Source organism: Natronolimnobius sp. AArcel1 (assembly GCF_011043775.1).
Classification (GTDB): domain Archaea; phylum Halobacteriota; class Halobacteria; order Halobacteriales; family Natrialbaceae; genus Natronolimnobius.
Genome location: NZ_JAAKXY010000002.1, coordinates 644875 through 668307 on the forward strand (window position 1 = coordinate 644875; position 23433 = coordinate 668307).

Consider the following 23433-nt stretch of genomic DNA (forward strand, 5'->3'; position numbering starts at 1 on the left):
TTTATCCTCGGAAAACGGGACTGTCAGCCTGGATGAGGAGATCAAAAGATGTTGCTGTGACGCTGGCGATGGTGATGGTGCTTTCCATCCTCACCCCGGTTGGCGCAGTGGTGGCTGACCCAGCCGTCAACGACAGCACCGACCTCTCGGTCAGTGCTGATGGCGCTCTCGTCACGGTCACGGCAGATGAGACGCCAGTTGCGAACGCGACCGTCACGGTTGAGCCCGTCGACGAGAACGCGACGTACACGGGAACAGGCGAGTACACGACCGATGAGAACGGCACGGTGACACTCGAGTCACCGAGCGCTGACACCGTCGAACTCGAGATTACTGCGAGCGTCGGTGATGTGTCCGACACGACAACGGTCACACTCGAGGCGGAGGCAGCGACCTTCGGCGCGATGGTTTCGCAGTTCGTCGCCCAACAACAGGCAGAGACGAACGGCTCGATTGGTGCCTCGGTTTCGAGCTTCGTGCTCGAGAACAACCCTGGAAACGCACCGGATCACGCTGGTCCGCCTGACGACGCTGGTCCACCGGATCACGCTGGCCCGTCGGACGATGGTGACGACGAGCAAGCACAGGGACCACCGGCGCATGCGGGGCCGAACAACGAGAGCGATGAGGAAACCAATTCGTCGGCCGACAGCAGCGGCCCGCCAGCACATGCGGGTCCGCCGGATACCGCTGATGACGCGGATGACGCCGACGCAGAAAGCGCCGATGAGACAAACGGTGCAGCTGACGGAAGCGACGACGAGGCTGCAGGCGGCCCACCGGACCACGCGGGTCCGTAGGCCACAGTAGGTTGTGGGCTGGTACCGGCTGACGGAACCCCCAGCGATGTCAGAGGCACGGCTCGTCGCCGGTAACACACGGCGTGTCTCACCCCCAAATAAGCCCACAGCGGACTGTTGACGCAGATTTCGTCGTCGTATCCATCGGAATCGGATCGGACCGAATCGACACCAATTCACCCCCAGTACGTTTTGCGTGGTGCTGACTGTGCTTCGGTAGCGTTTTGGCGCCGCTTGCACTGTCTACACTCATGAGTGAATCTGCGTATCCGCCGATTAGCGATCAACTCGAGGAGTTCGAGTCGGCACAGGAGGAGGGCCGACGAAAAATGGACTGGGCAACCCAGCATATGCCTATTCTCGAGGCCGTGCGCGAGGAGTTCGTCGCAGACCAGCCCTTCGAGGGCGAACGCATTGCAATGGCGATGCACGTCGAAGCGAAGACCGCAGTACTTGTCGAGACGCTTGCAGAGGGTGGCGCGGAAGTCGCCGTCACCGGCTGTAATCCGCTCTCAACGCACGACGACGTGAGCGCGGCACTCGACACGCACGAGAACATCACGAGCTACGCCAAACGCGGCGTCGACGACGAGGAGTACTACGAGGCCATCGAGGCCGTCATCGCCCACGAGCCAACGATCACGGTCGACGACGGCATGGACCTCGTCGCCGCCATCCACGAGGACTACCCCGAACTGATCGACGGCATCATCGGCGGTGCAGAGGAGACCACGACGGGCGTCCACCGCCTGCGCGCGATGGACGCGGACGGCGCACTCGAGTACCCCGTCTTCGCGGTCAACGACACGCCAATGAAGCGCCTGTTCGACAACGTTCACGGCACTGGCGAGTCTTCTCTCGCCTCGATTGCCATGACCACGAACCTCTCGTGGGCCGGCAAGAACGTCGTCGTCGCGGGCTATGGCTACTGTGGCAAGGGCGTCGCAAAGAAGGCCGCTGGCCAGAACGCGAACGTCATCGTCACCGAAGTCGAGCCACGGCGCGCACTCGAGGCCCACATGGAAGGCTACGACGTGCTCCCCATGTCGGAGGCCGCCGAAGTCGGCGATGTGTTCATTACGACGACGGGCAACCGCGACATCATCGTCCGCGAGCACTTCGAGGCGATGAAAGACGGTGTCTTGCTCTCGAACGCGGGCCACTTCGACATCGAAATCGACCTCGAGGCACTCGATGACCTCGCAGTCGACCGCTATGAGGCTCGTGACGGTGTCGAAGCGTACGAGATGGACGATGGCCGCCGACTGAACGTTATTGCGGAAGGTCGCCTCGTCAATCTTGCAGCACCGATTTCGCTTGGCCACCCCGTCGAAGTGATGGACCAGAGCTTCGGGATTCAGGCCGTCTGTGTGCGCGAAATGCTCGAGAACGGCGACGAGTATGACGCTGGCGTCCACGACGTGCCGGACGAACTCGACAAGGAAATCGCGGAGATCAAACTCGCTGCCGAAGGCGTTGACTTCGATTCGCTGACGGATACCCAGCACGACTACATGGGCAGCTGGGACCACGGGACATAGGCGGGGTCGACCTGTTCAAACAGTATAGTCGAGGCAATTTTCTGACACACCGGCCACTACGCTGAAAACAGCGCCCCGAGATATCCAACCGATGGGTGAACGGGTTACAGCCGTGGGAGAAACCGGTGACAAGCCGGGGGAGTTTCCAATCTCACCGTTACTCGAGCGGTCGTCACTCGACGACAACGGCCACCTCGAGATCAGTATTGCCGCTGTCGGTCAGAAGTCGATCGACGAGGGCGCGCTGGATATCTTTCTGAGACATGCGCGAATTGCCCCCGGTGAGCGAATCGAACTCGGTCTCTTCGTCGCAGCGGGTGCCGTCGATGCAATTGAACTCGACATCTTTTATGACCACGACGAACTGATCGACCTCGCAAATCCGGGGACGGTTCGCCGCCGCTCGAGCGGGCCTGAGACGGCAACTGGTCAGTCCGCGACAGACAGCCTTGAGGCGACAGCGGAGAGAGACGAGATCATCCATACGTCGGTTGGCGAGCCGATCCACGCACTGACGCGAAAGCCACTCGGCGGAACCGATGCCGGTGGTCCGGGCTACATCCTCGAGATCAATACGCAGTCGACAGTCACACCGGGGGCGTACTCACTGCCGATCGTCTTTACGTATCGCTCTGCGGATGGGATTACGCAGGTGAAAGAACAGCGGACGATTCACGTCAAGACACGACGCCAGCGATGGGAGCCGTGGGTAACACGCGCTGTCGTTGCGCTCGTCGTGCTGGCCGGAGTTGTGACCGTTTTGCTGCTCGAGCCAGCTGTGTTTTTCTAAGGGCTCGAGTTAGTCGCGCTCGGTCTCGGTGTCAGTGGACTCATCGGCAACGTTCTCGCGTGGGGAATTTGTGTCCGTGTCGGCGACTGCATCGTTTTGGTCCTGTTCACGCTCGGTGACGACGAAGATGAGGCTGCCATCCTCGAGGCCGCCAAGACGGACGTGCAGCGGGACCGAGTCACCGGATTTCTTGCGGCCGGTACAGTGGCCAGTCCACCGCCAGCCGTCAGTGACGGTCGCGATTGCTGTCGATTCGAGGTGTGAAACGGTTTCGTCGTGAAAACACGTCTGCCAGGGCTGGCCCTGGAGTTCGTCGCGGTCGTAGCCAAACTGCATCGTATACCGTCGGGTGACGTATTCGAAGGTGCCGTCTGGGGCGACGACTGCGAGTGGTTCCTGTGTCAGTTCAACGGCAGCTAGCGACCGGCCGACGACCCCATCGAGGCGGTGGTGTTCGACGAGGTCGGCCATCCGTTGAAGAACGCGCTCGAGGTCGCTATCGCTGTCTTGGGCCGTCACTGGGACGTGGACGGTCCAGCGCTGGTCCCGTTCGGCCGTCGCCATCTTGGCCGCGGCGTCACTGTCGTGGCCCACTGTGACCGCAACGACTGGAAAATCGGGTGCGTAGTTTCGCAGCCGTGTCAACACGGCTGCGCTCGAGTCGGGCATCTCGGTGTTTTCGGCAGTCGTAGCCGCCTCAGCCGCTGTGTTCGCGTCTGTTTCTGTTTTCACGTCGACATTTTCTTCGGACGGTGGATCGGCGACCAGCAACAGACAGTCAGCACGCTCGAGTTGTTGGAGCACCGATCCAATTGAGGTGAGTGTCTGGGCATCGACACTCGAGTCGGCTTCGAGTGCGGCCTCGAGTGGCGTTGGAACGGTCTGATTCGGCGCGACTACGAGGACGGTGACCTCGGGGCAGAGCGCGCTCGGATCGGTGTCTGCTGAGAGAGTCGCCGCCTGGTTGGTGTTCGAAGAATCACGTGGGTGCATACTCACTGGAGGTGTCGATATGGCGACGAAGGTACTCGAGTCGGTTGCGTGGGGATTCTCGCGTGTTTCGTCTGCACAACGCGATTACATATCGCCATGATCGTAGACCGTGCCGTCGACGGCGATTGATCCATCGCCCTGGACCTGTACGTTGTGCCCGTTGTAAACGAACTGAACGCTGAGTTGGTCAATCTGATCGCAATCGCTGTTGACGATCTGATCCAGCGCCTCCGGGTCGATGACGTTATACAGTGGGTCGAGTTCGAGAGGGTCGGTATCGGTGGCGTCGGCGAGTGCATCGACGATGCGGAGACTTGGCGAATCGCGGTGGTAATCGAGTGTCGTTCCAGTCATCTCAGTTGGAGACACGCCAATGATGGGTATCCCACTGTCTGTTATACACGTAGCCTCTGAGTCAGTTTGATACTACATGTATAGAACAGCCACTGAAACCGCATGACTGAGTGGCGTCTAGGGCGATTAAAACTGTGACACCACTTAACAAGGTATGAGTGAACATACAAACTCTCTTTTCTCGACGTATCTAGTTTCGCACCACGACATATCAGAATATTACTCACCCAAACGGATACTGTTGTTCGACTGTAACTGTACCCTATGTTCGGTGACTGGGTGCAACGCCCGCTGATCAGGTACGCTGCTGGTCGCAGTCAACGATACTGGCCAGGGGCTCGCGGACGGTGGCTAGTACTCTGTTTGTGTCTCCTCACCGCCGTCGTGCTCTCGAGTCGGTCCGGTGCGGTCGGCTCCGTGCTCGAGTACGGTGGCGTTTTCGCCCCGTTCGTCCTCGGCCTCGCAGCGAACGGTGACCGAAACGACACCCTCGAGCAGCTTACGGCCGAAATCGAATCCTGCGTTGCCCAATTGGACCAAGAGACGGCGTCTGTCGTCGATGAATCCGATCCCGGCCGTGGTTTCGGCGTTGAGTCTTCATCTGCGTCCGCAGAGACCGTGCTCGCAGATCTCGAGGCGTTTGCAGCCGACCACGAAGACGAAATCGGCAGTCTCTCGAGTGCGCTCAGCGATCTGATTTCGACGGTCCGGACTCGAGAGCACCACCTCGAGCATCGGCGAGCCTTTACCGACGAGGTCATCGATACCGTTGACGATCTGGTCTACGTTCTTGACCCGTCTGGCGAACTCCGGCGCTGGAATCGCAGCGTTAGCGACGTGACAGGCTACGAGGACGACACCATCGCAGAGATGAACGCAATCGAATTCTTCGGCGAGAGTGACCGGAGTGCCATCGAAACGGCAGTCGCCGATGCTCTCGAGGAAGGAACGGTGCGCGTCGAGGCGGCGCTCCTCACTGCCGAGGATGAGCGAATTCCTTACGAATTCTCTGCAAGCGCTCTCGAGGACCCTGACGGCAACACGGTCATTGCCGGTGTTGGGCGGAATATCGCGGAGCGAACGGACTATGAGCACGACCTCGAGCGAACAACGCAGCTGTTAGCACAGGTTCAGTACCTCTCTACCGTTGGCGGGTGGGAAATAACGGCTCACGAGACTGATAATAGTGCGAACCGACAGTTCGGCGATGATCCCGATGATGACTACGAACTCCGCCTGACCGACGAAACAGCACGCATTCACGGACTCGATCCCGATGTCGACACGACACTCACGGACGTTCTCGATATTTATCACCCGGACGACCGGCCACAGGTGAAACGTGCACTCGAGCGGGCGCTCACGAATGGGGAACGCTATGATCTCGAGGTTCGACTCATCGATGGCGATGGGATACGCTGGGTTCGAACAACGGGCGAACCGGTTCAATCAGACAAGACAGGGGCCGTCGTTCGAGGCTCAATTCAAAATATTACTGAGCAAAAATCCCGCGAGCAACGTCTCGAGGCGACGACGGCACGACTCGAGGCGCTGTTCGAAAACTCGCCGGACATCATCGACGTTCTCGATGAGGACGGCACGATTCTCGAGGTCAACCAGCGTTTCTGTACGGAACTTGGCTACACCGAAGCCGAGGTCGTCGGGACGAGTATCTGGGACTACGACGCCGAGTTCGATGCATCAGATGTGACGGGGTTACTCGAGGATCTCGCGGTTGGCGAGCGCCAGAAGTTTGAGGGGCGATTCGTGCGCTCGGACGGTTCGACGTTCCCGATCGAAGTTCACTTGATACGCCTCGATTTCTCCTGGGCTGCGACCGATTCCTCCCGGACTGAGACGACCAACCGCTATCTCGCGATCTGTCGTGATATCGGGGATCGAAAGACACGCGAGCAGGACTTACAGGAGACCAAACGCCGTCTCGAACTCGCACTCGAGGGTGCCGATGCAGGGATCTGGGAGTGGCAAGTTGACACCGACGACATCGCCTGGAACGAGACGCTTGAACGGTTACTCGGACTTGAACCGGGTGGGTTCGAAGGGAACTACGAGGGCTTTGCCAGTCGCGTACACACCGACGATATCGCACGTGTCGAGCAGGCGCTCCAGCAGTCAGTCGACTCGGGAGAGCCCTACCGAGCGGAGTTTCGGATGCGTCACACGGACGACGAGTGGCGGTGGTTTGTTGCACGGGGGCGACTCATTACGGAGCCCACCGCCGGTGCTGAGACGGACACCAACGGCGGAACGATGCGAATGCTCGGCACCGTCAACGACATTACGCCCCGCAAGCGCAACGAGCGTCAACTCCGTGAACGAGAGCACGAACTCGAGCGCTACAGAGCCTACACAAGTGACATTCTCGATGCGATCGACGACGTCGTGTACGTCCTCAACGACGACTACGAACTTCAGCGCTGGAACTCGAGTCTCTCGATGATCACCGGCTACGATGATACCGAACTCGAGGAGATAGACGCACTCGAGTTCATCGCGCCGGATGACCGCGAGGCAGTCCGAACGGGACTCGACACGGTCGATAATCGCAAGGGCGCACCACTCGAGGCGGATGTTATTACGGCAGATGGTACGCGTATTCCATACGAATTCGTCGCCGCGCCGCTTTCTGATCCCGATGGTGAGCCAGTGATTGCGGGTGTTGGCCGTGATATCAGCGAGCGGGTCGAAAAGGAGCGACAGCTCTCGCGGCTGATTAGCAACGTCCCGGGATTCGTCTACCGCTCGAGAAACGAACCCGGGTGGCCGATCGAGTACGCGAGTCAGGGTGTCGAGGAAATTACGGGCTACGAAGCGCAAGCGTTCGAACGCAGCGAGTTACTCTGGGGGGCCGATATCGACCGGAGCGATGGAATCTGGGAGACAGTACAGACCGCACTCGAGAAGCGCGAGTCGTTCAGTATCGTGTACCCAATCGAAACTGCTGATGGCGAGCGACGATGGCTCAAAGAGCAAGGTAGCGGCGTGTATACCGGCGATGACGACACAGTCACCCTGATCGAAGGCGTGGTCATCGACATTACCGAGCGCATCGAGTACGAACAGCAACTCGAGCGAACGACAGACCTACTCGATCGCACCCAACGGCTGGCAGGCGTCGGTGGCTGGGAACTCAATATGCAAGACGACCCTCGGACCGCCACCTGGACTGAGGAGATGTATCGGATTCACGATCTGCCTCGTGACACTACGCCGAATTTAGAGCGGACGCTCGCGTGCTATCATCCCGAAGACCGTTCGCGTGTTCGCGACACACTCGAGACGGCGATCACGACCGAATCGAGTTATGAACTCGAGGCCAGACTCCAGACGGAGACACACGGGACGATCTGGGTGCGAGCGATGGGGGAGCCGATTTACGACGACGATGGCGACCTCGTGACGTTCCGAGGTGCCGTCCAGGACATCACCGAGCAAAAAGAGCGCGAACAGGGACTCGAAGCGCTCACCGAGACGGCTCGAGCATTGCTCAACGCCGAGACCGAACAGGCGATCACGGAACTGGTCGCTGAGAGCGCAACCGAGGTCTTAGAGTCAGCCGGGGCTGCGGTGTACGTTTTGGACGGAGAAACGAATCAGTTCGAGCCGAGTGCACGAACGTCGAAGTTCGCTGCTGGGATCGATGAGTTACCGTCGATTCCGGTCGGCGACAGCGACTCCGTACTCTGGAACGCATACGTCGCGGGCTCACAGACGGTTATCGATGCCGGTGCGACAGACGACCAGTCGCCGTTGTTCAACGATGACACTGGTGGACTCGTTGCCCCAATCGGTGATCACGGCGTCTTCGTCCTCGATACGCCACTTGCGACCATCGACGACGGCAGCCGCCAACTGTTCGAAACGCTCGTCGCAACGACCGAAGCCGCCTTCGACCGCCTCGAGAGCGAGGCGAGTCTGCGTGAGCGCGACGCCGAACTCGAGACACGAAATCGACGATTACGCCGCCAAATCGAGATTAACGACCTCATCAGGCGAATCGATCAGTCGCTTATCGGGGCGGCGAGTCGAACCGAGATCGAACGCACAGTCCCCAAACGCCTCGTCGAGTCCGATGTGATCGACTTCGCCTGGATCGGCACTGTCGACACCGGCAGAACAACACTCGAGGCTCGAACCTGGGCTGGCCCACATGATGCGTATCTCGACGCCGCGTCGCTCGACCTCAACGACGAGGCCGCGGATGCGATGGCGGTCGAGCCTGCTGTTCGAACCGCACAAACGGACCAGCCAACACTCGTCGAGAATATCGTCGACCAGCTGCAGCAAGATCCCTGGCGGCGAACCGCGGTCGATGCCGGATTCCAGTCGGCGATTGCTGTCCCACTTTCCTTTGGTGACTACACTGACGGCGTTCTCGCTGTCTATGCGACCGAACCCGACGCGTTCACCGCACTCGAGCGAACGGTGCTTTCGGAACTCGGTGAAAGCATCGCCAACGCGATCAACGCAGTCACCACGCGCGAGGCCTTGCACGCGGAAACATTCGTCGAACTCACACTCGAAATCGCGGCCGAAACGGGTGACGACATCCTTTCTCGGATTGCCGCAACGACCGGCGGAACGGTCACCTACGAGGGGCTTGGAACGGTCTCGTCCGACCGAACGGTTCTGTTCTTCGAGGTCGCCGATGCTGACAGCGACGCCATTGAGACCACCCTCGAAACGCTCGTCGCTGTCATCGACTATCGACAGATCAGATCTACGGACGCGGGGACGCTGTTCGAAGCGACGGTCACCGGTGATGTCCTCGCCTCACGACTGGTTCGCCACGGTGGCAGCCCCCGTTCGATTCGCGCGGATGGCTCGGCGACGACTGTCACCGTTGACGTGCCGGTCGGTGCAGATGTCCGCGAGTTCGTCGACATGCTTCGCGATCACTACGCAAACGTCGACCTCAACGCACAGCGCCACGTCGAGCGCGAAACCCAAACGCGCCAGGAACTCGTCACGTCGCTGTTCGAATCGCTCACCGAGCGCCAACTCGAGGTGCTTCGGACGGCGTATCTCGCCGGCTTTTTCGAGTGGCCTCGCGAGAGCACCGGCGAGGAAATCGCCGAGATGCTCGAGGTGACACAGCCAACGGTCAACCGCCATCTTCGGGTTGGCCAACAGCAACTGTTCGCACAACTGTTCGACGAACAGGCGCTTGCACTTGATGGTGATCTGTAGCTGGTGAAACGGGGTGTCCTTCTCTTAGACCTGCCTGAGGAGGGCAACGACATCCGCAAAGCCGACCTCGTCGTTTTCGGCGAAGTCGAACGCCTCAGGGTTGTTCTGGACTCCCTCATCCTCGAGATGCTCGAAAAAGACCGTCACGTCGTCGTGAGTTGTCTGGCCGTCGCCAGTGAGGTCGGTATACGCCCCATCACCGTTCGGATCGGTCGGTTGGGTTCCGCCGATCTCGGGCGGCCTTGAACCACCTTCTCCCGGCGGTGCCTCGCCGAGTTCAACGGCCCGTGTGTGCTGGACGAGCCAGTCCGTCACGTCGCCATCCGGAACCTCGAGGTCACGCGTCGTCGACTCGAGCTCAGGATAGCCGCCAACGTCGTCCTGGCTATCGATGATCGTGCCGGTTCGATTCTCGACATCAGCGAGGATCCGCTCATCGGTGTCGGTCTTGTCTGCGGGGCGAGCGCCGGCGTGCGAGCGGACCTGATCGTACGGATCGTCGTCGATCGGCGTGAAGTTCTCGGGCCAGTACTCCTCGATCGGCTCGGATTCAATCTCCCACGGGGCGTCGGGTTCGACCAGTGTATACCCATCGTCGGAGACGTTGTTCGACGTGTGGAGGTAGATCGTCGGATCGTTCTCGTCGTGGTTGGTGTAGATGAGCGGTCGGTCCGTGTCCGCGTCGGGTCCGGTCCGATAGTGGTTGCCAACGACGTTGACGAAGGTGGGTTCGTCTACGTCGTCGCCGATCCGCATCCCACGTTCGAAATTGTACCAGACGTTGTTCGCGACGGTGGCCTCTGTGCCGCCCTTGAGACGCGGGTTGCGACTCCACGTGTGGGCATAGAGATTGCCCAGAATTGCCGTTCGGTCAGCCCCGTTCCCGACGAGGCTGCCGTAGGCGCGCTGGTTATCGCTGCCGTGGGCCGGCGAGTCGAACAGCCCTTCCGCGATAAGGTTGTTACTGAACGTGATGTCTTCGGAGTGTTCGCTTGCATTGACCGACATCGACTCCTCACTGCCCCAACTCACAGAACAGTGGTCAAAACAGACGTTGAAGCCATTATCGCCGACGACCATCGAATCCGACGGCCCGTCAATCTCGTCGCCCGGCCGCGAACGGATGTGTTGGACGAACTGATTTTCCTCGTCGAACTCGAGGCCGGGTGAATCCGCTCGGATGAGCGTGATTCCGGGCGACGGCGCGGTCTGTCCAGCGACGTAGATGTTCGTTCGCTCGGCTTGTATATCCGTATTCTCGAGATCAATGACGCCGCCGACCTCGAAGACGATGAGTCGCCGACCGACATCTTCGGCGTCTAACTCGTCGTAGCCCACTTCGCAGGCCCACTTGAACGACCCCTCGCCTGCCGCATCGAGGTTCGTTACCCGGACCACGACGAGTGGCCCCTCCTCGAGCCAGGACAGATCGGCGAAGCCGTCGTCGGGTGCAATCGGCGAACTCGGTGACTCTGTCCCAATGTTGTCAATCGTGACGACCTTACGATTGTCTCTCGTCTCCTGAGCGGTGATCGTCTGCGTGTTTTCAAGTGTCGCTGCGCCAAGGCCCGCTGCTCCCACAGTATGCAAGAAGCTTCTTCGATCCATCGTATAAATGAATGGAGTATGGCAATGAAATAAATCCACGTCCCCCGAGCCGACTGCCGGTTGGCGTAGCGCTACATGCCTCTAGCTCCGTTTCAGGAACGTGCTCTCTCGTTCTCTTACAAATACCGGTGTTCTTAGTACAGCCACCACTTTCCGCTCACAAACAACTAACGAGAGACTGGTTGCACTCGTGACTACTCGCCAATCTTCGAATCCGTACAAAAATTGTCCTTGAGGGTGGTGACGCCGAAACCGTGGCTGTTAGACCTGGCGAAGCAGGTCAACCACATCTGCAAAGCTGACTTCGTCATTGCCGGCGAAGTCGAACGCCTCTGGGTTATTCTGGACGCTTTCATCCTCGAGGTTCTCGAAGAAGGCGGTCACATCATCGTGGGTGGTCTCGCCATCACCAGTGAAATCGTTGTGGAGGCCGTCGTCGGTGCTATCCTGGGTTTCGTACTCGCCGACCTCGATTGATTCTGGTTCGGGATCCGAGCCGTCTCCAGCATCGCTGCCGCTCTCGTAGGTCGTCCCGTTGACCGTCACATCGAGCGTGTTGTAGGTCACATCGCCCTGGACGCCACCCCAGTACTCATTTCCGACTTCGATGCCGCTGACCCACAGGTCCTCGCTGAGGCCGTAGCGCTCGCTCATGAAGTCGATAATTTCGCTCAGGTCAACCTGTCCCGTCGTCAGGCCGCCACTGACGCGGAAGATATGAAACGCAGCATCGGTCCCGCCGCCACCGCTGTAGACCGTCCAGTAGTCGATTTCGTTGCCGAACTGATCGGTCCAGACTCCGGGTTCGTCGACGCCACCGTGGCTGTGCTCGTCGCTCCACTCGAGGACGAGCATGATCTCATGGGTGTGCGTCTCGATCTGCTGGTCGGGCGGCTGTTCCATCAGCCACCACTCCTCGGCGAGGTTCCACTCGCCGCCGGAGACGTTGAGATCGATGTCGACCTCGAGCGTCAGTTCGTCAATATCGCCACGCTGGACCGGGAACGAGCCGACGTCGCTGTCGTCGCCCCAGGGTTTGGTGCCGAGTAAGACCTGCGGGTAGTTCGGTTCGCCACCGTCGGGGCGGGTAGTCCACTCGTAGCCGTAGCTGCCGTCCTCGGCAAGCCAGCTACACATCTCGAAGCCGCTGTCTTCGACGCTTTCCCCCCAATCGTTGTTGATCAACAGGAAGTCTCCGTCACCGACGTCGATCTCGCCGAAGGACTCACAGGTTTCCTCGAGTGGCTGTGCGCCGGCAACAGCGGTCCCGCCGAGTGCGAGTGCGCCCGCCGTTGCGCCCGTTGCCTGGACGAACCGCCGTCTCGAGAGTGCGCGGCTGGTTTCGCCGTCGTCGTGACTTGCCGCGGCGTCCGGGTCACGCTGTGGGTGGTCGGTCGTCTCGGTTCGGTCACCGTCTGTGTTGTCCGCGTGTGGATTCGAATTCATGGCTGTCTGTCGTGGAGGGTGCTCGAGTGCGATGCTCAGACCCGTCGAAGCAGTTCGACCACGTCTGCAAAGCCAACATCCTCGTCGTCAGCGAAGTCGAACGCGTCCGGATTGTTCTGGATACCCTCATCCTCGAGATTTTCGAAGAATGCGGTCACGTCGTCGTGGGTCGTCTCACCGTCGCCGGTGAAGTCGTTGTGCAGGCCGTCGTCAGTCGTGTCCGCAGGTGTGTACTCGCCGACCTGAATCGGCTCTGGCTCCGGATCGGAGTCGCCACCATCGCCCGGAAGCCCATCGTTGCGATAGGCCTCGAGTTGTGCTTTGACGTACTCGCCGGCGAACTCGTCGCCGCCCAGCAAGTCCCACTCACAGGGCAGGTCCTCGCAGTGGACGGGAATCTCGTCTTCGTAGGGGTGGCCAATGGAGTCGGTATCGTCCGGCTGTGTCGGGTCTTCGTCGAGAAACGACCGCGTGAACATGACTGGGCGCCAGATCGGATCGGCACACCAGGCCGTCCAGTGAATCGCGTCGCTCGACTCGAGCCACTCGAAGAAGGGGTCGGCAAAGTCGCTCGTCTGGCCGTAGAGTTCGGTCGCGCCGGCGTGGGTTGCCTCCCAACCGAACTCGGTGACGAACACCGGCACCTCCTCGTAGACGCCGTCGGTGCCCATGCCGTCGATGCCGACCTCGTCCCAGGCTTCGTCCTGGCTGACGACGTGACCCGAGTAGATGTGGTAGGCGTAGGCGAGGTTGTCGCCCTCGAAGGGCTCGATGTAGTAGCCCTCCGGGTTCTGACTCCAACTTGGCGAGCCGACGATGACGATATTGTCGGCGTGCTCGCGGATCGTATCCACCCATGGCTGGGCTAACTCCTTCCACAGTCGCCAGTTGTCTCTGACCCACTGGCGGTCGACCTCGGCCCACATGCCGGGTTCGGTCGGCTCGTTGTAGACCTCATAAAGGACGTGGTCGTCGTCAGCGTATCTCGGCGCGACGATTTCCCAGAACATGTCGACCTCTTCTTGCAGGTCCTCGTTGATCGTCTCGTCTTGACTGTCTCCCCACATGCCGTCCCAGCCGTCCTCGGCGTCGTTATCCGTCCAATGGCGGTGGAAATCGACGATGGCGTAGACGCCCAGGTCGCCTAACTGCTCGATAATCGGATCGTAATGCGTCTCGAGGTACTCCTCGAGTTCGGCCTCGGTGAACGCGACTGGGTCGGGCGGGCCGCCGGTGTGGCCGGGTTCGTGCTCGCCGATATCGACTGGCTGGGCGGGCACGCGGATGACTCTGGGATACCAGCCCTGGCTCTCGTCCGTGAGGAGGTCCACGACGTGTTCGGCGGCTTTTCCGCGTGCCGGTGCTGTCACGTTCAGGCGCTTCGGATCAGCGATGTTGAGTCCGCGGAGCGTGACGGTGTTTCCCTGCGGATCTTTGATCAGGTTTCCCTCAACGTGGAGTCGTGGCGTTGGAATGCCACGGCCCGTCTCCGCTGCGGCCGACGTTGTTGCCCCTGTGGCGAACCCTGCCGCGAGCGCTCCCGTCACAGCCGTTGACTGCAAGAAGCGCCGGCGCGTTGTCTGTCGGTCATTAGTGACTCCGTTCTCGAGGCGAGTTGCTGACTGGTCGTCTGTCTGCCCGTCTGTCGATGATGCGTATTTCATACCCTCTTACTACTCGTTCTGTGTGCTGACAGATTTCAAATATATGTGAAAATGTGTGTCAGCAGCGTGTGGTTGGAATGCGATACTGAGTCGCTGTGACCGCGGCTTACAGCTGACGCAGCAGTTCAGCGACGTCCGAGAAGGTAACGTCACCGCTGTCGGTGAAGTCGAACGCCTCGGGGTTGTCCTGGACGCCATCGTCTTCGAAGTTCTCGAAGAAGGCGGTCACGTCGTCGTGGGTCGTCTCACCGTCGCCGGTGAAGTCGTTGTGCAGGCCGTCGTCAGTCGTATCTTGGGCCGTGTACTCGCCGACCTGAATACCCTCCGAGGGCTCGCCGTTGTAGAGGTCCGGATCGTCGTAACCGGGGTCGGTCGTCCCCAGATCGAACGGCACCAGATCGTCGCGGTGAACCTCGAGTTGCTCTTTGATGTACTCGCCGCTGTCTTCGCCGCCGAGCAGTTCCCACTCGCAAGGCTGGTCTTCGACATCGGGACATGGTGCGCCGTCTGGCAGCGCTGCCCAGATGTCCTCGAGGTCGGTGTCGTAGAAGTTGTCGTTGACGAGAACCTCGTCAACGAGGTCGCCTTCGTCGGGCCCTTCTGGGAACTCGAACATCGTTGGGTACCAGCGAACGTCGGCACACCAGGCGATCCAGCTGATGCGGTCGTCGTCTTCGATCTGGTCGAAGAACGGAATGCCGTACTCTGGTAGCGTCCCCTGGCCAGTGGTCGTCCCGCGCAGCCAGTGGGCAACTTCTGGATCGTCGATCCAGCCGAACTCACTGATCGAGATGTGATGGAAGTCCATCGCATCCTGCAAGCCGGCGGCTTCGTAGCCTTCCCAGCCGTAACACGAGTCTTCGTAGACATCCTGATCCGGCTCGATGTATGGATCAGTCAACTCACCGTCTGTCTCTGCAGCGATGTCTTCGTGCCAGCTGTAGTTCGTATCGTTGAACCAGTTGTTGAGTTGGCTCACGTCGTGGCCGGCGTAGTTGTGCCAGGTGACGGCGATATTGTCGTAGCCGGCGTCGTTGAAGTCGTACCAGTACAGTCCCTGCAGCGACTGACACCAGCCGGGGACGCCGACCAGCAGCACCTGTTCGGGCTGGTGCTGTCGAATCTCGTCGATGATCGGCCCCATGAAGTCGTCGACGAACGTCTCCCACAGCGGCTCCTGTTTGAGCGCGCCACAGCCCTCAACTGGCCCCCAGATACCTGGCGCCGTTGGCTCGTTGTACGGCTCAAAGACCACGTGTGGCTCGTCGGCGTACCGGTCGGCGACGACGCTCCAGAACAGCAACGCCTCCTCGAGCAGTTCTTCGTTGACCTGCCAGTTGTCGTACTCGTACGGCGTGCCAGGGATGTCAGCATCGGTTTCGATGCCAGCCCAGTCTTCATCCGGATTGTCTCGGTACTGGTGGTCGCCTTCGTTGATGTACGTCGAGTCGACGTGACCCCACGATGCCGGCGTTGTCTCGTCGAAGGAGACGTACTGGTCCTCGTACGTGTTGTACGCCCAGTAGTTCGTGTACGGACTGTCGTATGGCAGGTGATTCTCTGCCGCGCCGGGGTCTTCCGTTCCCGGCGGCTGTTCGTGCCAGTGACGGTGGAAGTCGACGATGGCGTAGACGCCGCGTTCCTTACAGCGCTCGACGAGTGGGTCGTAGTAGTTCTCGAGATAATCCTCGAGTTCGGATTCGGTGAACGCGACGGGCTGTGGCGGCTGCATCGCCCGTCGATTGTCACGAATTGCGTCCGGATTCTCGATATCTGGAGCCTCCGGGCGTAGGTTGCCATCGTCGTCGAAGTACTCCGGACCGGCGTGGCCCATCGGGTGTTCGCCAATGTCCTGTGGCTGGGCAGGCAGGCGGATAGCGCGTGGATACCAGCCACGGTCGTTGTTGGTCATCATGTCGAGCAACTGTAGCGGGGTTTTCCCTCGCAGTTGGCTCGTCCGGTCGAGTCGCTTCGGATCAGGGATGCTGACCCCCCGCATCTTGAACGGTTCGCCCGACTCGTTGACGATTCGGTTCTGGCTATCAATCGTCAGGTCCTCAAACTCGCTGATGTTGCCCGCAACGCTGCCAGTAATGCCTGCGCCCAGCCCGATTGCGGCCGCGCTTGCACCGGCTGTTGCTCGCATCATCGACCGGCGCGACATCCTGATCGTCGGCTGTTCGCTCGCGCGGTCTAATGCCCGTCGTTTTGTGCTCTGATTCGTCGATTCGCCCGTCTGCCGTCTGCTATTGTTGTTGTTGCTCATTGTCGCCTCGTCAGTTGCTCGCAGTGTTCTTGTCCCGCGTTTCCTGCGAAGACAGCTAATATTACAGTATAGATTATATTAAAACTAACTACTAATAAAGTGAAATAATTATGTGGGGAGGCTACGCTGTTGCTCCCGTTCTACCACGTCCTAGACGTCGTGAAGCAGGTCGACGACGTCCGCGAAGCCGATTTCGTCGTTGCCGGCAAAATCGAAGTCTTCCGCGTTCTGCTGGACCGCATCGTCCTCGAGGTTCTCGAAGAAGGCGGTCACGTCGTCGTGGGTGGTCTGGCCGTCACCGGTGAAGTCGTTCCGGAGGCCATCACCAGTCGTATCCTCGGGCGTGTAGTCGCCGACGACTGGGTCATCGTCGCCCTCTCCGTCGCCATCGACTGTAATTTCCAACTGGACAGGGGAAGTGGCGTCAGTGACTGAGACCTCTTGGGTCGCCGATTCGCCGTTGACGGTGACCGTAACCTCGTGGTCGCCGTGGAACACTGCGGTCTCGAACTCGCCGCTGGCGTCGGTCGTCCCCGACTCGTCGGTCCACCACTCATCGAAGACGAGGTCGACGTACTCGTCGTAGGCCGGCTTTTCGGTCCAGTCCTCCTCGTACAGCGGTGCGTCCGGATCGTCGCCCATTTCCGGGCCCCAGTGGACCGGGTCCCAGTGCCCCCACATGAGGAAGTCCTCGGCTTCGGGGTGACTGAAGAACGTCTTGAGGAACTGGTGGAGGTACTCGGCCTGCATCTGTCGATCCCAGCCGTCACCGAACATGTCGAATTCGGTGACCTTGAGGCCGGCGCCGTACTCGGCGTACTCGTCGAGCCGGGTCATCATCGTGTCGGGATCGATGCGCTCGTGCTCATAGTGGTGAGACTGCATCCCGATGCCGTCGAGATCAATCCCACGCTCGTTCATCAAATAGTCGATCTGGTCATGGTACTGGTCGCGGGCGTAGCCGTGGTCGCCGTTGAGCGTATTATAGTCGTTGACCGCAATGTCGATGTCGTACCGGTCGGCGACCTCTTCACCGAACTCGTACCAGTCGCCCAGGATTTCTGCGGTCTCCGGCGTAACGTTGTCGCCCTCGACGGCCTCGATCATCGCCGGCTCGTGGAAGACCTCGTTGACGATCTCCCACTCCGTGATGTCGTCGCCGTAGTGTTCGATGATCGTCTCGATGTGATCCATTGACTCGGAGACGACGTAGTCGGGGTCGTGATCCGGCTCACCGGCTTCCTCCCAGTCTTCGCCCATCGCCTCGACGACCCGCGGCGGAATCGCGTGCGCGTCGATATTCCCCCACAGTGCGACGTGACCGCGCACGTCCATGTCTCGCTCACGCGCCCACTCGACCGCGTCGTCGGCAATCTCGGTGTCGTCCTCCCAGATGTTCCACTTGTGGAGATTCTCGAGGACGATCATGTTGAAGTGCTCCTCGAGGGTTTCGGCGTAGCGCTCCTGATCTTCGTCGGTGTAGATATCCTCGCCCCACTCACTGCCCCGCGTGAGGAACTCGGCGTGGGCCATACACCCAAAGCCGAACTCGTGTTCCTGCTGTTCGATTTCGACCGTTGCGTCCGTGACAGACGAACCGTCCTCAGTCTCGACGACGACCTCGAGGTCACCCATTCGGTACTGTTCGATACGCTCGTCCGCGTCGGCTTCCCAGGATTCCTGTGCACCGACGGTTCCAGTGCTGCCCGCCGTAACGCCGAGGCCGGAAAGCCCGCCGACCAGTCCTGCAATGCCTATGCTCCGCAGATAGTCACGACGCTCGAGTGCGGCTGTGACGTCACGTTCTGCATTGTCTGTTACTGGCTGGTCGCCATCGGTTCGGTCCGCTTGCTCCGATCTCGTCGTATCGGTCTTGTCGTATGTCATAGTTGAGTGCTCGAGTGATCGGCCACGTCTATCGGTTGTTTCCAGGTTGCCGGGTGCTCTCCAGTCGCGTCCGTGATCGACTCACTCGGCTATTCACGTATATTACACAGTGATAATTATAAATATTATCTAGTAAAAATAGGATATAATATCGGGTCGGTCGACCATCACTCGATTGCGTCCGCCCGAAAACTACCCAACGGGGTGCATATCGGGAGTGTGATGACAGGGTGTGATGCCAGCACCCCTGTGTTTCCGATTAGGAGACGGTGATCTCGACTTCGTCAGTGGACTGACGATCGAGTTGGTCCGTCGCCGTCAGTGTCACCGTATAGGTTCCACTCGAGTCGTACGTGTGGTCGTTCCACCAGCCGCTGGCGGTCGTGCCGTCGCCGAAGTCCCACTCGAGTGAGGCAATCCAGGCGTCGTTCGGTGACGTGTCGGTGACGCTGAATTCGAGTCGATCGCCAGCCGAGACGGATGTACTCGAGGGCTCCAGTTCGGCCAGATCGTCCTCGAGTGGAATCTCGCCGTCGAGTGGTTCCCAGGCACCGTTGATGTCGTACTCGGGCTCTTGGCCTTGGTTCGTCCACTTGGCCTCCCAGTCTTCGCCCTCCCAGGAGACGCGCTCGCCTTCCTCGTAAAGGACGTCGGACTCCCATTCGGAGTAATCGCCCGGTTCGCCTGGGTCAGGGTCGTCCTCGTCGGTCGTCGCCGTCACCGTTGCGGTGTCGGTCTCGTCGCCATCGTCGTCAACGGCGCTGACGCCGACTTCATACTCGGTGTCGTCATCGAGACCCGTCACCGTCGCACTCGAGGTCGTGGTATCGCTGTCGAGCGTGCCATCAACGTAGACGTTGAAGCTGGCTGCGTTTGCGTCGGCGCTCCAAGAGACCTCGATGGAACTCTCGGTTGTTTCGGCGACATCGAGGTCTTCGGGGACGACTGGCGACTCATCGACTGGTTCACCGTCGACGGACAGGGTTGCGGATTCGACGTCTGCGTCGATATCTTCGTCATCCAGATCCTCGATGCGGACGATTTCGACGTCGAGATCGGTCTCGCCGCCGGCTTCGCCCTCGAGTTCGACGTAGCCGAAGTCGATGTCGGTCGTGCCGGGGTCGAGCGGTTCAATAGCGCTGAGACGGACGGTGTCGCCATCGATATCGACGTAGCTGATCGGTTCAGAGGTGTCTGGGAACGGCTCGCTGATGTCTGCGTCTGCAATCGAGGCGACGCTATCGTCGACGGTGAGATCGACCGTAAAGCCGAGCAGGCCGTCGGGTGCCTCCGAGAGGCCGAGGTCGACGGTCGTCGTGTCGCCAGTGTCGATCTCGTCGTCAGCTGGATCGACCGTGATCGTTGGCGTTTCCGGTGGCTCTTCACCGTCGACGGACAGCGTTGCAGACTCGACGTCTGCCTCAATATCTTCGTCATCCAGATCCTCGATGCGGACGATTTCGACATCGATGTCGGTCTCGCCAGCGTCTTCGCCCTCGAGTTCGACGTGACCGAAGTCGATGTCGGTCGTACCGGGGTCGAGCGGTTCGATGGCACTGAGACGGACAGTGTCGCCATCGATATCGACGTAGCTGATTGGTTCGGAGGTGTCTGGGAAGGTGTCGCTGATGTCAGCGTCAGCGATCGAAACGACGCTGTCATCGATGGTGAGGTCAACGGTAAAGCCGAGCAGGCCGTCGGGTGCCTCCGAGAGGCCGAGGTCGACAGTCGTCGTCTCGCCAGATTCAATCTCGTTGTCTGCCAGATCGACGGTTACCGTCGTCGTTTCCGGCGGCTCGTCGTCTTCTTCGTCCGTCGTTGCTGTCACCGTCTCAGTGTCAGTCTCGTCGCCGTCGTCGCCGACTGCGCTCACACCGATTTCGTACTCGGTGTCGGCCTCGAGACCGCTTAACGTTGCGCCGGCGGAACTGGTTTCGTCCTCGAGACTGCCGTCGAGATAGACGTTGTAGCTGGCCGCGTTCGCGTCGGCGCTCCAGTCGACTTCGATGGAACTCTCGCTCGTCGAGACGACCTCGAGGTCTGTTGGCGTACTTGGTGGCGACGGCTCGTCGTCGGGTTCGCCAACGGTCAGCGTCGGAGCGTCGTAATTGGCTTCTCGGATGACGTCGCTGTCCGGGTCGGTGAGTGCGAACTCGTCGAGTTCGAGGGTCGTTTCGCCCTCTTCCTCCTGGGCTTCGATGTGATAGGTTCCGACTTCGACTTCGGATTCCTCGATGTCAGCGATCCGTGGAAGCAAGATCGAGTCGACGCCGCCGCCTGCTTCCTCGATTTCGTCGTTCAGCTCGATTTCGAGCAACGAGTTATTGATGTCGACTTCAGTAATCAGTGCAACATCGGGATCGACCTCGAGCGTGACGTTGACGCCGGCCGAGCCGACTGGGGCATCCTCGAGCGAAACCGTTGCCGTTGTCGTTTCACCGGGGTCGACTTGTTCGTCAGCCAGTTCGGTGACGATGGTTGGAACGTCCTGTGCGGATGCCGCTGAGGCACCGAGTGTGAGCGCGCCTGCGCTCGCGCCGGCAGCTTTGATGAAGGTGCGGCGTGAGGTCGGTGTGCGATCTTCTGCGTCCTTTTCGTCTGTCGCGTGGGTTGTCGTGTCGTCGTTCATTGTGGGTGTCTCCTCGCTTGCTGTCTCCGATTCCATGCTGGTGCTCGCTCTCTCGCTCGTGCCCGCCAGCGATGGAAGGGACACATATTACAGCTCTATTCCGACAGATAATAAGATTTTTTATCGGCTGAATAAATTAATATTATCTCTATTTCTCGGAGTATGATGGGGGCTGGTCGATACTGACCGGCCCCATCTCGAGTATGTTAGTGCGTGCTTAGATTTCGTTGAGCAGTTCCACGACGTCTGCAAAGCTGACCTCGCCGTCGCCGGCGAAGTCGAACGCATCAGGGTTGCCCTGTACGTTTTCGTCCTCGAGGTTCTCGAAGAAGGCGGTCACGTCGTCGTGGGTGGTGTCGCCATCGCCGGTGAAGTCGTTGTGCAGGCCGTCGTCGGTGGTGTCTTCTGCGTTGTAGTCGCCGACCTGGATGCCGTCGTCATCGGCGTCAATCGGACCCGGGCCGATGTGCAGTGAGTTCTTCTCGTTGTCAGCATCTGGATACGGCTCGTCACCGGGGGCGAACTCGTCGCGGTCGCCAGCCATTTCCTGGTTCCACTCGTGCCACCAGGCACCGGGTGTGTCCTCGTTCAGGTAGTCCATCCAGTCATCAGCATCGGGTGCGCCGGATTCGCCATCTGGGCCAGGGTCGCCGTGTTCGAACATGTGCGGCTCCCAGCTGTGGTCGAAACACCACGCCAGTGGGTGGACATCGTACTCGAGCAGGAACTCCTCATAGCCCTCGATAAACGGCTCACAGTCGGCGTCTTCGGGATCCTGGTCGGGATCGGTCGTACAGTCCATCCACGGCGTATCGACTTCCTTGCCACCGCCTTCGATCCAGCCGAACTCACTGAAGAAGATCGGTACGTGCTCGGATGGCTCGCCGATGTAGTCGCCGAGTGGCCGCATGTCTTCTTGCGTGTAGACGTGGGCCGTGTAACACATGTTCTCGGCGTCGAACTCGTTGTACGGTGCCCAGTAGGCGTACTGGCTCCAGCGTGGGCTGCCGATCGTGATGAGGTGGCCGGGTGCGTTCTCCTCGACCGTATCGACCCACGGCTGGGCACGGTCACGCCAGAGGTCGTACCAGCCTTTCATCTCGTCGAGTCGAACGTCGTAGTCGCCTTCGGCCTCGCCCGGTGCTTGCTCTGGGAAGGAAAGTTCACCTGCCTGACGCTCTGGGCCGCCCCAGTCGCCGCCGTACGGGCCGGTTGGCTCGTTGTAGACGTCGAAAATGACGTGGTCGTCGCCTGCATACCGGTCGGCGATGACCTCCCAGAACGTGTGCAGTTCGTCGTCGAGCGCGTTCGAAATTTCAGCCGGCTCGAGGTAGATATCGTCTTCGTCGAGGTCGAACGCTTCAACGATGTTTTGGTCGTCGATAAGACTCCAGATGTCGTCGACCTGGTCCTCGCCGTGCCAGAGAACGCCGCGTTCGCCACAGACTTCCGAATTGCGCCAGCTTTCGCCGCCATCGGAGTCACACTGCCAGATGTCGTACGGAATATCGTGGTTTGCGTGGTCTTCCTGGTGGAAAACCGGATAGTGGCGGTGGTAGTCAATCATCACGTAAGCGCCGCGCTCGGCACCCATGTCGACGAGTTCGTCGAGATACGTCTGGCAGTACCACTCGACGTCGCTCGCATCGAACGAGCCGGGGAGCAGCGGTCCCCAGTCGTCGCCGTGTGGCATCTGTCCCGGTTCTGGTGCCTGCGTACCGGCGGAGATGAACTCAGCTTGAACCGGGATGCGGACGATGTTCGTGTACCAGCCTTCGCTCTCGTCAGTCGCCAACTCGAACGTTTCGGGTGCGGTCTGTCCGCGCCAGTCACGACTCTGCTCGCCCGGGTCGGCGATGTTGACGCCACGGAGAATTACCTCGTTCCCGCTCGGGTCGACGATTTTGTTTCCGTCGCGTGCAAGCGGCGGCAGATCGGCTGCCTGCCCCGCTGCACTGCCGGCGACCGCCCCAAGGCCACCAACTGCGAGGACGCTTGCGCCAGTTGCCTTCATAATAGACCGCCGTGACGTCGAGATTCCTCGACGCCCGCCAGTTGCCTGTGCTGCTCGGTCAGATGGATTCGTGTTCTCGGTCATGGTCAGTTGATCGCATCCCGCTGCGAACGCCTCGAGCCGCGGAACGCAAAGGGCCGTCAACGACCCTCTCGACATACTTACTCGAGATACGATATGAAATTTACTTCTAGAAGACTAAATATTATGTCTCCAGGAGAGGTTGTAAG

Annotated in this window: 13 protein-coding genes; 4 read left to right on the top strand and 9 right to left on the bottom strand. The window is 60.1% G+C overall.

The window, feature by feature from the left end; all coding sequences use genetic code 11:
• Nucleotides 1-32: 32 nt before the first annotated feature.
• From G6M89_RS07365 to G6M89_RS07375, 3 genes are all read left to right on the top strand, one after another.
• Nucleotides 33-800 carry a hypothetical protein gene (locus tag G6M89_RS07365; protein WP_165161141.1) on the top strand — a complete coding sequence of 256 codons (768 nt, stop codon included), beginning with the start codon at nt 33-35 and terminating at the stop codon, nt 798-800.
• Nucleotides 801-1051: 251 nt separating this feature from the next.
• Entirely contained in the window at nt 1052-2341 is a 1290-nt protein-coding gene (locus G6M89_RS07370; protein ID WP_165161142.1) for an adenosylhomocysteinase, read from the top strand.
• A 91-nt stretch (nt 2342-2432) separates the two neighbouring features.
• A complete protein-coding gene (locus G6M89_RS07375) occupies nt 2433-3131 on the top strand; it encodes a hypothetical protein (protein ID WP_165161143.1) in 699 nt (232 codons plus the stop codon).
• A gap of 9 nt (nt 3132-3140) precedes the next feature.
• Here the strand turns inward: G6M89_RS07375 and G6M89_RS07380 are convergent, their stop codons facing one another.
• Nucleotides 3141-4124, bottom strand: a complete 984-nt coding sequence (locus tag G6M89_RS07380; protein ID WP_165161144.1) for a PAS domain-containing protein — start codon at nt 4122-4124, stop codon at nt 3141-3143.
• Between the two features lie 84 nt (nt 4125-4208).
• Nucleotides 4209-4478 carry a HalOD1 output domain-containing protein gene (locus G6M89_RS07385; RefSeq protein ID WP_165161145.1) on the bottom strand — a complete coding sequence of 90 codons (270 nt, stop codon included), beginning with the start codon at nt 4476-4478 and terminating at the stop codon, nt 4209-4211.
• Between the two features lie 363 nt (nt 4479-4841).
• Between G6M89_RS07385 and G6M89_RS07390 the strand changes: the two genes are divergently transcribed.
• Complete coding sequence (locus G6M89_RS07390; RefSeq protein ID WP_165161146.1) at nt 4842-9689, top strand: PAS domain S-box protein; 4848 nt, start codon at nt 4842-4844, stop codon at nt 9687-9689.
• Nucleotides 9690-9713: 24 nt separating this feature from the next.
• Here the strand turns inward: G6M89_RS07390 and G6M89_RS07395 are convergent, their stop codons facing one another.
• The 7 genes from G6M89_RS07395 to G6M89_RS07425 all read right to left on the bottom strand — a co-directional run bounded on the left by G6M89_RS07395 (nt 9714) and on the right by G6M89_RS07425 (nt 23203).
• Entirely contained in the window at nt 9714-11297 is a 1584-nt protein-coding gene (locus G6M89_RS07395) for a pectate lyase (protein ID WP_165161147.1), read from the bottom strand.
• A gap of 261 nt (nt 11298-11558) precedes the next feature.
• Nucleotides 11559-12743 carry a twin-arginine translocation signal domain-containing protein gene (locus G6M89_RS07400; protein ID WP_165161148.1) on the bottom strand — a complete coding sequence of 395 codons (1185 nt, stop codon included), beginning with the start codon at nt 12741-12743 and terminating at the stop codon, nt 11559-11561.
• A 35-nt stretch (nt 12744-12778) separates the two neighbouring features.
• Entirely contained in the window at nt 12779-14407 is a 1629-nt protein-coding gene (locus G6M89_RS07405) for a glycoside hydrolase family 5 protein (RefSeq protein WP_165161149.1), read from the bottom strand.
• Between the two features lie 106 nt (nt 14408-14513).
• Entirely contained in the window at nt 14514-16673 is a 2160-nt protein-coding gene (locus G6M89_RS07410) for a cellulase family glycosylhydrolase (RefSeq protein ID WP_165161150.1), read from the bottom strand.
• A gap of 150 nt (nt 16674-16823) precedes the next feature.
• The gene (locus tag G6M89_RS07415; RefSeq protein WP_165161151.1) at nt 16824-18560 is read right to left on the bottom strand and encodes an endo-1,4-beta-xylanase; all 1737 of its coding nucleotides are present in this window, start codon (nt 18558-18560) and stop codon (nt 16824-16826) included.
• 259 nt (nt 18561-18819) lie between these two features.
• A complete protein-coding gene (locus G6M89_RS07420; protein WP_165161152.1) occupies nt 18820-21225 on the bottom strand; it encodes a fibronectin type III domain-containing protein in 2406 nt (801 codons plus the stop codon).
• Between the two features lie 181 nt (nt 21226-21406).
• Nucleotides 21407-23203 (bottom strand): cellulase family glycosylhydrolase, encoded by a 1797-nt coding sequence (locus G6M89_RS07425; protein ID WP_165161153.1) that lies wholly within the window; start codon nt 23201-23203, stop codon nt 21407-21409.
• Nucleotides 23204-23433 lie beyond the last annotated feature (230 nt).